At 70.2% G+C, this 12,617-nt stretch carries 10 protein-coding genes and 1 pseudogene; 5 read left to right on the forward strand and 6 right to left on the reverse strand.

The window, feature by feature from the left end; all coding sequences use genetic code 11:
* Positions 1 to 84: 84 nt before the first annotated feature.
* On the reverse strand, positions 85 to 891 hold the full coding sequence (locus O5O54_RS16085; RefSeq protein ID WP_279482843.1) for an SDR family oxidoreductase: 807 nt from the start codon (positions 889 to 891) through the stop codon (positions 85 to 87).
* Complete coding sequence (locus O5O54_RS16090; protein ID WP_279482844.1) at positions 888 to 2,057, reverse strand: glutathione-dependent formaldehyde dehydrogenase; 1,170 nt, start codon at positions 2,055 to 2,057, stop codon at positions 888 to 890. The genes O5O54_RS16085 and O5O54_RS16090 overlap by 4 nt, the downstream gene beginning before the upstream one ends.
* Positions 2,058 to 2,247: 190 nt before the next feature.
* Here O5O54_RS16090 and O5O54_RS16095 point away from each other — a divergent pair, with 190 nt between their 5' ends.
* From O5O54_RS16095 to O5O54_RS16115, 5 genes are all read left to right on the forward strand, one after another.
* The gene (locus tag O5O54_RS16095; RefSeq protein ID WP_279482845.1) at positions 2,248 to 3,399 is read left to right on the forward strand and encodes a YihY/virulence factor BrkB family protein; all 1,152 of its coding nucleotides are present in this window, start codon (positions 2,248 to 2,250) and stop codon (positions 3,397 to 3,399) included.
* Between the two features lie 76 nt (positions 3,400 to 3,475).
* Positions 3,476 to 4,357 (forward strand): ABC transporter substrate-binding protein, encoded by an 882-nt coding sequence (locus tag O5O54_RS16100; protein ID WP_279482846.1) that lies wholly within the window; start codon positions 3,476 to 3,478, stop codon positions 4,355 to 4,357.
* Positions 4,354 to 6,351: a Fe(3+)-hydroxamate ABC transporter permease FhuB gene (gene fhuB, locus O5O54_RS16105; RefSeq protein ID WP_279482847.1), complete on the forward strand. Its 1,998-nt coding sequence runs from the start codon at positions 4,354 to 4,356 to the stop codon at positions 6,349 to 6,351. The genes O5O54_RS16100 and fhuB overlap by 4 nt, the downstream gene beginning before the upstream one ends.
* Positions 6,348 to 7,151 (forward strand): ATP-binding cassette domain-containing protein, encoded by an 804-nt coding sequence (locus O5O54_RS16110; protein ID WP_279482848.1) that lies wholly within the window; start codon positions 6,348 to 6,350, stop codon positions 7,149 to 7,151. The genes fhuB and O5O54_RS16110 overlap by 4 nt, the downstream gene beginning before the upstream one ends.
* A 118-nt stretch (positions 7,152 to 7,269) precedes the next feature.
* Positions 7,270 to 8,313: an AraC family transcriptional regulator gene (locus O5O54_RS16115; protein WP_279482849.1), complete on the forward strand. Its 1,044-nt coding sequence runs from the start codon at positions 7,270 to 7,272 to the stop codon at positions 8,311 to 8,313.
* A gap of 27 nt (positions 8,314 to 8,340) precedes the next feature.
* On the opposite strand, the gene O5O54_RS16120 is transcribed toward O5O54_RS16115, so the two are convergent.
* The 4 genes and pseudogenes from O5O54_RS16120 to O5O54_RS16135 form a co-directional block, all read right to left on the reverse strand.
* Entirely contained in the window at positions 8,341 to 9,654 is a 1,314-nt protein-coding gene (locus O5O54_RS16120; protein ID WP_279482850.1) for a PQQ-dependent sugar dehydrogenase, read from the reverse strand.
* Between the two features lie 150 nt (positions 9,655 to 9,804).
* A pseudogene (gndA, locus tag O5O54_RS16125) lies at positions 9,805 to 11,234 on the reverse strand (NADP-dependent phosphogluconate dehydrogenase).
* A gap of 95 nt (positions 11,235 to 11,329) precedes the next feature.
* Positions 11,330 to 12,172 carry an S-formylglutathione hydrolase gene (gene fghA / locus O5O54_RS16130; RefSeq protein WP_279482851.1) on the reverse strand — a complete coding sequence of 281 codons (843 nt, stop codon included), beginning with the start codon at positions 12,170 to 12,172 and terminating at the stop codon, positions 11,330 to 11,332.
* A 21-nt stretch (positions 12,173 to 12,193) separates the two neighbouring features.
* Positions 12,194 to 12,610: a GNAT family N-acetyltransferase gene (locus O5O54_RS16135; protein WP_279482852.1), complete on the reverse strand. Its 417-nt coding sequence runs from the start codon at positions 12,608 to 12,610 to the stop codon at positions 12,194 to 12,196.
* Positions 12,611 to 12,617 lie beyond the last annotated feature (7 nt).

The raw sequence follows: 12,617 nt of genomic DNA on the forward strand, positions 1-12,617 counted from the left end.
GATTTCTCATCCCGGCCAAGGCCGGACTCGAAGCGGCGCGAGCCGCTTCGTCTTGTCCGACTTGGGCTCGTCTGTCGAACACGGTCAAATCACATTTGTTCCCGGCTCTGCAATTTTTCGGTGTTGCTGGGCCAGGACCTCCGACGGAGTGATCGCGGCGAGCGTCGCGGTCAACTTGTTCTTCCAGCCGCTGACCACGTCGCCCTTGCCCGACATCATGGCGTCGAAGCCCGCCCTGGCGACGCCGGCCGCATCGTCCTTCGGCCCCTGCCCCATGGCCGTGTCCATCAGACCGGCCCGGCGGAAGAACTCGGTGTCGGTCGGCCCCGGCATGAGGCAGGACACGGTGACGCCGGTGTCCTGCAACTCGTTGCGCAAGGCGAAGGCGAAGCTGTCGATGAAGCTCTTGGTGGCGTTGTAGACCGCCTGGAAGGCGCCGGGCATGAAGCCCGCGATCGAGCCGACCAGAAGGATGTGCCCGCGGCCGGCCGCGCGCATGTCGCGACCGACCCGGTGAATCAGCTCGATCGTGCCGGTGACGTTGGTGTCCACCACGCGCCGGATGTCGGCGAAGTCCTGGTCCAGGAAGGCGCGGCCGAGGCCGCGCCCCGCATTGGCGAGAAGCGCGTCGACCGGCCGGCCGGCGATCGCGTCGTAGAGCCGGCCCACCCCTTCCGAAGTGGCGAGGTCGGCTTCCACCGCGTCGACGCGGGCACCGAGCGCCCGCAGTTCTTCGGCCGCCGTCCGGATCTGCGGCTCGTCGGCGGCAACCACGAGGTCGAAGCCGTCCTTCGCGCAGAGCCTGGCGAGTTCCAACCCGATGCCGCTGGAGGCGCCGGTGACGACGGCGAGCCGGCGCTCGCCGCCGGTCGAATGCGGGATCTGGCTCATGGTTTCAGCACCACCTTGACGCAACCGTCCTGCTTGTCGCGGAAGGTCTTGTAGAGGTCCGGCCCCTCTTCCAGGCTCGCCCGGTGGGTGATGATGAAGGACGGGTCGATCTGACCTTCCTCGATGCGCTGGAGCAGGATCGGCAGGTATCGCTGCACCGGCGTCTGCGCCATGCGGAAGGTCAGGCCCCGGTTGATCGCCGAGCCCATCGGGATCTTGTCGAGGAAGCCGCCGTAGACGCCGACGATCGACACCGTGCCGAAGTTGCGCGTGCAATGGATCGCCTGGCGCAGGACGTGGGGTCGGTCGGTGCCCATGAAGGTCGCCTGCTTCACCCGGTCGATCACGGCGTCGAAGGAGCCCGACCCGTGCGCTTCCGACCCGACCGCGTCGATCGAGGCGTCGACGCCGCGCCCGTTCGTCAGCTCCTGGATGCGCTCGAAGATGTCCTCGTCCATGAAGTCGAGCACGATCGCGCCGCTCTGGGCCGCGATGGCCTTGCGCTCGGGCACCGTGTCGATGGCGATCACCCGGCCCGCCCCCAGCATGAAGGCGCTCTTGATCGCCATCTGACCGACCGGACCGCAGCCCCAGACGGCGATCGTGTCGCCTTCCTGGATGTTGCAGAAGTCGGCGGCCATGTAGCCGGTCGGGAAGATGTCGGACAGGAACAGGACCTGCTCGTCGGTGAGATGCGACGGCACCTTGATCGGCCCGACATCGGCATAGGGCACGCGAAGATATTCCGCCTGACCGCCGGGGAAGCCGCCGAGAAGGTGGGAGTAGCCGAACAGGCCCGCCGGCGAATGGCCCCAGGCTTTCGCCGCCAGCTCCTTGTTGGGGTTGGAGCGCTCGCAGCCGGAAAAGAACCCGCGCTTGCAGAAGAAGCACTCGCCGCAGGAGATGGTGAAGGGCACGACGACCCGGTCGCCGACCGTGAGGTTGGAGACGCCCGAGCCGGTCTCCACGACCTCGCCCATGGTCTCGTGCCCCATGATGTCGCCGGACTCCATTCCGGGAATGATGCCGTCGTAGATGTGGAGGTCCGATCCGCAGATCGCGCAGGCCGTCACCTTGATGACGACGTCGCCTGCGTCCTCGATCTTCGGGTCGGGCACGCTCTCGCAGCGAATGTCGCTCTTGCCGTGCCAGGTCAGGGCTTTCATGGCTCGCCTCCTTGCTGATGCTCCTCCGGGGAAGGCGGGGCGCGGGAGCCCGTTCCGCTTTCGCCCCCGACACTTCGCTTAGGCGCGTAAGCTTAGGCGGCTCGCAGCGGGCTTGCCGACGGGGTGGATCGGATCGCGGGATCGAGCGTTTGCGGTTCGGCGATAGCCGACGCGTCCGAGGGGAACAGACATGGACTTCACCGCCCGCCGCCGACACCGCCGCCGCCTCGCAGGCGGCGAGATCGCCCTGGGCCTTGCATCGCTCGGCCTGCTCGGCGCGCTGGGCGCCCTGGCACGCCGCCCGTGGCCCGGCGAGGCGGGCGGCGACGGACATGACGGCGCGACAGGCGGCTTTCGATCGGAGGGCGCCGGCCATGCGGATGCTTCGGCAATGGCCGAAGAAGGGCGCGGGCGGGCCGCCGAACATCCCGGACAGATCCCGGCCAAAGGCTGGAAGGACGTCCTCTGGCGCACCGTGCAGGAGTTCTCGGCCGACCGGCTGATGCTGGTCGCGGCCGGCATGACCTTCTACGTCCTGCTCGCCCTGTTCCCGGCCGTTACCGCCACCGTGTCGATCTACGGCCTCTTCACCGACGCGTCCAATTTCGGCGACCAGATGCAGGTCCTGTCCGGCTTCCTGCCGGGCGGGGCAATGGACATCATCTCCGAGCAGATGGGCCGGGTCGCCTCCAAGGAGGAGACCAAGCTCGGGCTCGGGCTCGCCTTCGGCCTCGGCCTCGCGCTCTGGAGCGCCAATGCCGCCATGAAGACGCTCTTCGACGCGCTCAACATCGTCTACGAGGAGGAGGAGAAGCGCGGCTTCATCCGCCTCACCCTGGTGTCCCTCTTCTTCACGCTTTGCGCCATCGTGTTCCTGATCGTGGCGCTGGCCGCCGTGGTGGTGCTGCCGATCGCGCTGAACTTCGTCGGCCTCGGCGGCATCGAGTCCTGGCTTCTCGTGCTGCGCTGGCCGCTGCTGCTCGTTGTCGTGGCGGGCGGCCTGTCGGTCGTCTACCGCTACGGGCCGAGCCGGCGCCGAGCGCGCTGGCGCTGGATCACGCCGGGCGCCGGCCTTGCCGCCGTGCTGTGGGTGATCTTCTCCATCGCCTTCTCCTGGTATGCGCAGAACTTCGGCAGCTACGACGAGACCTACGGTTCGCTGGGTGCGGCCATCGGCTTCATGACCTGGATCTGGATCTCCTCCATGGTCGTGCTGGTCGGCGCGGAACTCGACGCCGAGCTGGAGCACCAGACCGCGCGCGACTCGACAAGGGAGCCGCCCCGGCCGATGGGCCGCCGGGGCGCGGTCATGGCCGATACGCTGGGCGAGGCACAGGGCTAAGCCCGCCCTTGGTCTTGCCCTCGGGCGTGGTGGAAGCTAGGGAAAAGATGACCTATCTACTCCACATAAGCCGCCGATGCTCCAACCTCTCCTCCACCGCCGGGCGGTCCTTGCGGGCCTTGCCGCTTCGGCCTTCCCGGCCACCGGCGCGTTGGCCGAGGTGCGTTACCCCCGCCGCATCGCCTGCTTCGACTACGGGCTCGCCGAGATCCTCCTGCTTCTCGGCATCGTGCCGGTCGCCGTCATGTCGGCGGCCGACTGGCCGACCTGGACGGGCGAGACGCTGCCGCCCGGCGTGGCCGATCTCGGCGCCTCGCAGGAACCGAACCTCGAGCGTCTCGCGGCCCTGAAGCCCGACCTGATCCTGTCGACCGACTACACGGCCATGGCCGAGCCGGCCGCCGCGCGCATCGCGCCCGTGGAGCGCCTGACCCTCTACGGCGCGGGACAGGAGCCCCTCCCCCGCGCGCGGGAGGTAACGCGGCAGCTCGGCGCGCGTCTCGGCATTCCCGAGCGCGCCGAGGCCGCCATTGCCGCCTTCGACGCGGAACTGGCGGGCCTTTCGCGCCGCTTGCCTCCGAGCCTGCCGCCGCTTCTTGTCGTCGCCTTCATGGACACGCGGCACGCGCGCGTTTTCGGCCGCGCCAGCCTCTTCGGCAATGCGCTGGACGGTCTCGGCCTTCGCAACGCCTATCCCGAACCGGTCAATGCCTGGGGCTTCAACACGGTGGGCGTCGAAGCGCTCGCGCCCTTCGGCGACGCATATCTCCTCTCGGTCGATCCCGCGCCGCCCGACACCTGGCCGACGCTGGAGGCGAGCCCGCTCTGGACCGAGCTGCCCTTCGTGCGCGCGGGCCGCGTCCGGCGCATCGAACCGGTGCTCACCTTCGGCGCCCTCGGCTCCGCCGCCCGCTTCGCCCGCCTCGCCACGCGGGCCCTGACGGACCCTGCGGCATGAGCGCCGTCGCCCTGCCGCGTCCGAAAGGCGGGCTGCTTCTCGCCGCGCTCGGCCTGCCCGCCCTCCTCCTGGCGGCCTTCGTGGTGGCCGCCCCCCTGACGGCCCTCCTCGATGCGCCCGCCGCCGCTGGCTACGACGCCTCGCGCATGGTGCTTCTCCATTCCACGCTGCCGCGCCTCGCCATGGCGGTCCTGTGCGGCGGGGCGTTGGCGGCGGCGGGCGCCTTTCTCCAGCAGGCGCTGCGCAACCCGCTGGCCTCGCCGACGACGCTGGGCGTCGAGGCGGGCGGGCGGCTGGCGCTCAGCCTCGCGACGCTCGCCGCCCCCGGCCTCCTCGGCTGGGGCCGCGACCTCGTCACGTTCGCCGGCTGCGGCCTGGCGGCGCTTCTCGTCTTCGCGCTGGTGCGAAAGCGCCATTTCGCCGCCGTGTCGCTGATCCTCGCCGGCCTCGTCGTCGGCCTCTATGCCGGCGCCTTATCGGCGCTTCTCACCCTTCTCAACGACCGCTATCTCGCCAGCCTCTTCATCTGGGGGGCGGGCTCGCTGTCGCAGCAGAGCTGGGAGCCGTTCCTGGCCTTGGCCGGGCGCCTCGCCGTGATCGCGCCCGCCGCACTGCTGCTCGTGCGCCCCCTCGGCCTTCTCGACCTCGACGACGCCAACGCCCGGGCGCGCGGGCTCGATCCCGGCCGGCTGCGGGCACTGGCCGTGCTCCTGGCCGTGGTGATCTCCGCCTTCACCGTCAGCGCGGTGGGCGTCATCGGCTTCATCGGCCTCGTCGCACCGCTGCTCGCGCGCCTGTCGGGCGCCCGATCCTTCGCGGGCCGGCTCGCGCTTTCCGTCGGCCTCGGAGCCGCGATGCTGCTTTTGACGGACGCGGCGCTCCAGGCCGTTCCGGCCCCGTCCGGCGCTTTCCTGCCGACGGGCGCGGTGACGGCGATCGTCGGGGCACCGCTGCTGCTCCTGCTCCTGCCGCGTCTTGCCGCCGCCGACCGCGCCCCGGTCCCGGCCGAGCCGGGCGCCGCCGCCGGCGGACCGGTCTCCGGGCGGCGCGCCATGCTGGCGCTCCTGCTCGGCCTCGGCCTTTTGGGAGCCGCCCTCCTTCTCGGCCCCGACCCGGCGAGCGGGCGCTGGGGCCTCCTGTCGCCCGCCCTCTTCGCCGACATCCTGCCGCTGCGCTGGCCGCGCATTCTCGGCGCGGGCGCGGCGGGCGCCATGCTCGGCGCGGCCGGGTTGATCCTTCAGCGCCTCACCGGCAACGAGATGGCGAGCCCGGAAGTGCTGGGCGTCAGCGCGGGCGCGGCCTTTGCCGCCGCGATCGCCCTCTTCGCCTTGGCCGCGCCGGGACCGGCCGTGCTCGGGACGGCGGCGGTTGCCGGCAGTCTCGTCGTGATCGCGGCGGTGCTCGCCTTCGGGCGGCGCTCCGGTTTCCAGCCCGAACGGGTCCTGCTGGCCGGCATCGCGCTGAACGCGCTGCTCGACGCCGTGGTCGGCCTCCTGTCGGCGAGCGGCGATCCCCGCGCCCTGATGCTGTTCGCCTGGATGGCCGGCTCGACCAGCGGCATGACGCCGGGCGGTGCCGTCGGTGCCAGCGCCGTGGCCGCAGCGCTCGTCGCCCTGGCGGCGCTCGCCGCGCGTCCGCTCGCCATCCTGCCGCTCGGAAGCCCGGTTTCCCGCGCCTTGGGCGTCCCTCTGGCGCGCACGCGCCTTGCCCTCTTCGGGCTCGCGGCCTTGCTTACCGCGGCCGCCACGCCCATCGCCGGCCCGCTCACCTTCGTCGGTCTGATGGCGCCGCACCTCGCCCGCCTCCTCGGCTTCCACCGTCCGCTCCCCGCGCTTCTCGTCAGCGCGCTCGCGGGCGGCGCGCTGCTCGTGCTGGCGGACTGGCTCGGCCGCACCCTCGCCTTTCCCTGGACGCTGCCGACCGGCATCGTCGCGGCGCTGGTCGGCGCGCCATGCCTGATGCTGCTTCTCGCCCGCCGGAGACACGCCCGATGAACCAGATCTCGCCCGTCGCCCGGCCGGCGCTCGCCTTCGAACTCGAGGCGGCATCCTTCGCCGTGGCCGGCCGCACCCTCCTCCATCCGCTTTCGCTTGATCTCGCGCCGGGCCGTGTCCTGGGCCTCGTCGGCCACAACGGCTCGGGCAAGTCGACGCTCTTGAAGCTTCTGGCCCGGCAGGAGCGGCCGACGGGCGGACGCGTGGCGCTGGGAGGACGCGACCTCGCCGCCTGGGGCGAGCGCGACTTCGCCCGCCATGTCGCCTATCTCCCGCAGACCACCCCGCCCGCCCCCGGCCTTCTCGTTCGCGAACTCGCCGCGCTCGGCCGCTATCCCTGGCACGGGCCGTTCGGGCGCTTCTCGGCGGCGGACCGCACGCACGTGGAGGAGGCCCTGCGGGCGACGGGCACCTTGCCCCTCGCCGACCGCCCGGTGGACGCGCTGTCCGGGGGCGAACGCCAGCGCACCTGGCTCGCCATGCTGGTGGCCCAGGATGCCGGCTGCCTGCTCCTCGACGAGCCGATCTCGGCGCTCGACGTCGCGCACCAGATCGAGGTTCTCTCCCTCGTCCGCGATCTGAGCCGCACCCGCGGCGTCGGCGTCGTCGTGGTGCTGCACGACATCAACATGGCCGCCCGCTTCTGCGACGAGATCGTGGCCCTCAAGGCCGGACGCCTCGTCGCGCGCGGTCACCCCGAGGCGGTCGTCACCGCCGAGGCGCTGGACATGATCTACGGCGTGCCGATGGCCATCATGGCTCATCCCGCAAGGCTTGGTCCGGTCGCCGTTCCGCTGTGAGCCGTCGCGCTTCGGATGAATTCCACGCAACTTTTACGACCGGTCTTAAGCTAGCCATCAACTGTCGCACGATATAACTCCGTCACGGCCTTCGTAACGCCGAGGTTGCACATGCGCCATGGCGCCGAAGACCGCAGGAAATGTCGTGGAGCGTGAAATGCTGAGGGCGCTGGAAGACGGAAGGGGACCGAGCGGCAGCCCGGACCCGTTTCCCATCCAGGGCGATGGGCCGGGAGACGGGAAAAACCTCCGTCGGCATGTCGCCGATTTCGACGCGCTGGAGGCGCTGAACGCCTGCAGCGACATCCCTGTCACCTTCCGCCCGACCGCGCCCGGGGCGCCGCATATCGACATCCGCGGACTCCTGATGCCGCGCCTCGCGGTCTGGACGGTCGGATCTCACACGGGTTTCGAGAGCATTCCCGCCGAAGGCCTCGACGTCTACTCCGTCCGCATTCCCTTGCGCGGCGCGCTCTTGCGTCACCTCAACGGCGAGGACCACCAGATCCGCGCCGGCGCGGCCACGATCCTGCCTGCACGCGACCTCGTGGCGTCTCGGTTTCATCCCGGAACGGAGGTGATGTCCTGCTCGATCGCCGCCGCGGACCTCCTGGCCCGTCACGAGGCGCTGGAGGGTCCGGATGCGCCTCTGCGCCTCCACAAGCTTGCGAGCCTCGACGGACCACGCCTTCGGGCACTCGTCGACACGATCCGGCGCATCGTGCAGCACGTGGGAACCGACGCGGACGCGATCATGGGTCCGCTCCTTCACGACGTGCTCTTGAACCAGATCCTGTCGGTCTGGCCGCGCGACCAAGCCTCGGCCGGCGCGGTCGGCGAGCGCACCGTCTCTCAGGCGATCGACTACATCGAAGCCCATCTCGGCGAGGCGCTGACGGTGGGCGACGTCGCGGCGGCCGCAGGCGTCGGCGTTCGCACGCTGCAGAGCGCGTTCCGGGCGCATACGGGGCTTACGCCCCTCGGCTACATCCTCGACCGCCGGCTCGAAAGGGCCCATGCCGACCTCGTGGCCAACGAGGGACGCCTCCAGGTCTCGCAGATCGCCTACCGGTGGGGCTTCCTCCACCTGGGCGAGTTCGCGCGGCGCTACCGCCTGCGCTATGGGTGCCCGCCCTCCCAGACAGGACGGCGCGCTCCCTGAGGAACGCGCCGCCACGCTTGAAGTCCTTTAAGCCTTGGTCAGCCGCAGGATGGTGGAGCCGCCGCCGCCGCGCGTCTCGGTGACGGCGTAGACCGCACCGTCCGGACCGACCTTCACGTCGCGGATGCGCGCCTCGAGCGGCACGCGCTCTTCCGTGGCGACACGCCCCTCGTCGTTCATCGTCAGGACCACGAGACCCTGCGTCACCAGCCCGCCGACCAGGAAGGCGTTCTCCCACTCGGGAAACTCCGTGCCCTGGTAGAGGGCCATGCCCGACGGGCCGATCACCGGATCCCAGTAGTAGACCGGCTGCTCCATGCCCTCCTTGGCGGTGATGCCCTCGTTCACCTCGTCGCCGCCGTACTCGATGCCGTAGGTGATGACCGGCCAGCCGTAGTTCTTGCCGGCTTCCGGCGCGTTCAGCTCGTCGCCGCCGCGCGGCCCGTGCTCGATGGTCCAGAGACGGCCGTCCGCGTCGAGCGCGGCGGACTGGATGTTGCGGTGGCCGTAGCTCCAGATCGCGTCCTGCGCGCCCTCTTGGCTGACGAAGGGGTTGTCTTCAGGCACCGAGCCGTCGGCGTTGATGCGGAAGACCTTGCCGAGTCCGGAGTTCAGGTCCTGCGCCTGGTCGCGGATCGGGTCGTCCGACCGCTCGCCGACGCCCAGGAACAGCTTGCCCTCGCCGTCGAAGACGATGCGCGAGCCGAAGTGCTTGTTGCCCTCGTAGCTCGGCATCTGCTGGAAGATGACTTTCACGTCCTCCAGCGAGGCCGATCCGTCCGCCATCGCAAGCCGGGCGCTGGCGAGCGCGGTGCCGTTGCCCTCCGCGCCGCGCGGCTCGGAAAAGGTGAAGTAGATCATGTTGTCGGAGGAAAAGTTCGGGCCGAGTGCCACGTCGAGAAGGCCGCCCTGCTCGCGCGCGTCCACTTCCGGAACACCCGAGACCTCGATCGGCTCGCCTTCCTCGCCCGCGGCCGGCAGGACCATGAGCTTGCCTTCCTTGGCGGTCACGAGCATCCGGCCGTCCGGAAGGAATTCCATAGCCCAGAGGTTGGGCAGGCCTTCGGCCACCGTCTCGGTGGTGACTTCCGGCATCTCGGCCGGCTGGGGCGCACGGGTCTGGCCGGCGAAGGCCGGCTGCTGGTCCGGCGCGTTGGCGGCCTCGGTCTCGACGGGCGTGCCCGTCGCGGCCCCTTGCGTGGACGAGGCCGTGCCGGTGGCCGGCGCGTTGCCGTCCACATGCGGCAGGCGCTCGCCTTGGCTGTTGGTGTCCTGTGCCAGAGCGCCGCCGGCCAGAAGCGTGCCGGCGAGAAGGGCGGCCAGGCCCCCGGATCGTGTCATCAGTCGCATCGTCGCATCCTCGTCGCAAAGGGTCGAAGACCGGCGCGGTCTTCCTGTCGAGGGCGAACTAATCGGACGCGAGGCGCGGACAACGCCGCTCCCGTTTTGTTGAGGATGCCGAGAGCGGCCGTGATGGTTGGGAATGCTCCGTCAGGCCTGCGGCCACTTGTGGTGGAAGGTACCCTCCCGGTCGAGGCGATGGAAAGTGTGCGCACCGAAGAGGTCGCGCTGGCCCTGCGTGAGGTTGGTGGTGCCGCGTGCCCGGCGGTAGTCGTCGAAATAGGCGAGCGCGGCCGACAGGGCCGGCACCGGGATGCCCGCCAGCGCCGCCTTGGCGACGACGCGGCGCAGCGCCTCCTGGCCCGCTTCGATGCGGGCGGTAAAGCTCGGCGCCTGCAGGAGGTTGACCACGTCGCCCGCCTCGTAGGCGCGCGTGATGTCGTCGAGAAAGCGCGAGCGGATGATGCAGCCGGCCCGCCAGATGCGCGCGATCTCCCGAGCGGCAGGTTCCAGGAGAACTCGCGGCTGGCCTCGGCCAGGGTCGCATACCCTTGAGCATAGGCGATGATCTTGGCCGCGACGAGCGCGCCTTCGAGTTCGGCCAGCCCGTCGTGGTCGGCATGGAACTCGGCGCGCGCCGTCTTCACGTTCCCGAAGATCCGCGCCGCCTCCGCCCGCTCCCGGCGGCGCGAGGAGACGCCGCGCGCCGAGACGGCGGCCTCCAGCGTCGTCGCCCCGATCCCGAGCTTCTGCGCCTCGATCACCGACCAGCGGCCCGTACCCTTCTGGCCCGCTTCGTCGATGATCTGATCGACCAGCGCGCCGCCCGTCTCGGGATCGCGCTCGGCCAGGACGAGGGCGGAGATCTCGATCAGATAGGACTGGAGGTCGCGGCGGTTCCAATCGGCGAAGATGTCGGCCATCTCCTGCGCCTTGAGACCGACCGCGTCGCGCAGAATGCCGTAGACTTCGGCGATCATCTGCATGTCGGCATATTCGATGCCGTTGTGGATCGTCTTGACGAAGTGACCGGCGCCGTCCGGCCCGAGCCAGTCGACGCAAGGGGAGCCGTCGAACTTGGCGGCAATCGGCTCGAGCAGCGGCTTCAGGCGCTGCCAGACCTTCTCGTCGCCGCCCACCATGATGGACGGACCGTTGCGCGCCCCGACCTCGCCGCCCGAGACGCCCATGCCGACGAAGTGGATGCCGGTCGGCTTGACCGCCTTCTCGCGGCGCACCGTGTCGTTGAAGTCGGCATTGCCCGCGTCGATCAGGATATCGCCGGGTTCGAGATGCGGCAGGACGAGCGCCATCTGGTCGTCCACCGGCTTGCCGGCATTGACCATTAGCACCACGACGCGCGGGCTCTTGAGCGTCGAGACGAAGTGCTCCACCCCGTCGGTCGGCACGAGACGGTCGGCGAGAGCGGGGTTCTCGTCGCGCACCCCGTAGGCCTTCTCCACCGTGCGGTTGCCGAGCGCGACGGTGAAGCCGCCGTTGTCGGCGAAGTTGAGCGCGAGACTTGCGCCCATCGTGCCCATGCCCAGTACGCCGAGATCCGCCTGCTGCCCGTCGCTCATCCGATTCGTCCTCCACCCTGCGCTGTCGGCAAAGGGTTTAGCGGATGCCGGACGAGCGTTCCATCGAAACGATTGAATGTCCGGGTTCGGACGCCCTATCGCTTCAGGCGTTCGGCATGCCAGGCGAGATGGTCGTCCATGAACGTGGAAATGAAATTGTAGGAATGGTCGTAGCCCTCGCGCATGTTGAGGGTCAGGCGGATGCCCGCCCTGTCGCAAGCCTCCTTCAGAAGCTGCGGGCGCAGGCCGTCGTCGAGGAAGCCGTCGGCCGTGCCCTGGTCCACCAGGAACTCGGGGAAGCGGTGCCCGTCCTCGATCAGGAGCGTCGCGTCGTAGGCGCGCCAGGACTGGCGGTCGCGGCCGAGATACTTCTCGAAGGCGGGGCGCGACCAGCCGGCCGTCGAGGGCTGGACGATCGGCGCGAAGGCCGAGGCGCTCCGGTAGGTCTCGGGGTTGCGCAGCGCCGCCATCAGCGCGCCGTGGCCGCCCATGGAATGGCCGAAGATGCCCTGCCGGTTCATGTCGACGGGGAAATGCGTGGCGACGTAGCCCGGCAGTTCGTCCGTCACGTAGGAATACATGCGGTAATTCTCGGCATAGGGCCGCTCCGTCGCATCGACATAGAAGCCGGCGCCCGATCCGAACTGCCAGTTGTCCGGCTCGTCGGGCACGCCCTCGCCGCGCGGGCTCGTGTCGGGCAGGACGATCATGATCCCGTGCTCGGCCGCCGCCCGGCGGAATTCGCCCTTGTCCATCGCGTTCTGGTGCGTGCAGGTGAGGCCCGAGAGGTACCAGAGGACGGGCACCTTCCCGTCCCGCGCCTGCGGCGGCACGAAGACGGCGAAGGTCATCGGCGTGTCGGTGGTGCGCGACTGGTGGCGGTACACGCCTTGCGTGCCGCCATGGGCCTTCGCTTCCGAGATCACGTCGAGGGGCATGAAAGGTCCTTTCGTTCTGGCTCAGGCCGCCGACTCGCGGCGCATGTCGAGATGGGGAATGCCGTCCTCCAGATAGGGACTGGAGATCGTGACGAACCCATGAACCGCGTAGAAGGTTTCCAGATGCGATTGCGCCGACAGGTCGACCGCGGCCTCCGGCCAGCGCTCGGCGCACAGGCGCAGCGCCTCCTGCATCAGCCGGTGGCCGAGGCCGCCGCCGCGAAAGGCCCTGCCCGTCGCGATGCGGCCGATGCGGGCGCGGCTGCCCGCGCCGGGCGCGAAGACGCGAAGGGTCCCGGCGAGAGCGCCGTCCCGGAAGGCGCGCAGATGCAGCGCCTCGCGATCGCGCCCGTCGATCTCGGGGAAGGCGCAGGCCTGCTCCACCACGAAGACGTCCTGCCGGAGCCGGAGGAGGTCATGGACCTCCGGCCCCGTCATCTCCTCG

Origin of the sequence: Aureimonas sp. SK2 (genome assembly GCF_029813115.1) — a bacterium.
Classification (GTDB): Bacteria; Pseudomonadota; Alphaproteobacteria; order Rhizobiales; family Rhizobiaceae; genus Aureimonas.

Excerpts from the sequence above, each read along its gene's own strand:
- O5O54_RS16085 (WP_279482843.1), bottom strand. The coding sequence starts at position 891 with ATGAGCCAGATCCCGCATTCGACCGGCGGCGAGCGCCGGCTCGCCGTC.
- O5O54_RS16090 (WP_279482844.1), bottom strand. The coding sequence starts at position 2,057 with ATGAAAGCCCTGACCTGGCACGGCAAGAGCGACATTCGCTGCGAGAGC.
- O5O54_RS16095 (WP_279482845.1), top strand. The coding sequence starts at position 2,248 with ATGGACTTCACCGCCCGCCGCCGACACCGCCGCCGCCTCGCAGGCGGC.
- O5O54_RS16100 (WP_279482846.1), top strand. The coding sequence starts at position 3,476 with ATGCTCCAACCTCTCCTCCACCGCCGGGCGGTCCTTGCGGGCCTTGCC.
- fhuB (WP_279482847.1), top strand. The coding sequence starts at position 4,354 with ATGAGCGCCGTCGCCCTGCCGCGTCCGAAAGGCGGGCTGCTTCTCGCC.
- O5O54_RS16110 (WP_279482848.1), top strand. The coding sequence starts at position 6,348 with ATGAACCAGATCTCGCCCGTCGCCCGGCCGGCGCTCGCCTTCGAACTC.
- O5O54_RS16115 (WP_279482849.1), top strand. The coding sequence starts at position 7,270 with ATGGCGCCGAAGACCGCAGGAAATGTCGTGGAGCGTGAAATGCTGAGG.
- O5O54_RS16120 (WP_279482850.1), bottom strand. The coding sequence starts at position 9,654 with ATGACACGATCCGGGGGCCTGGCCGCCCTTCTCGCCGGCACGCTTCTG.
- fghA (WP_279482851.1), bottom strand. The coding sequence starts at position 12,172 with ATGCCCCTCGACGTGATCTCGGAAGCGAAGGCCCATGGCGGCACGCAA.
- O5O54_RS16135 (WP_279482852.1), bottom strand. The coding sequence starts at position 12,610 with ATGACGGGGCCGGAGGTCCATGACCTCCTCCGGCTCCGGCAGGACGTC.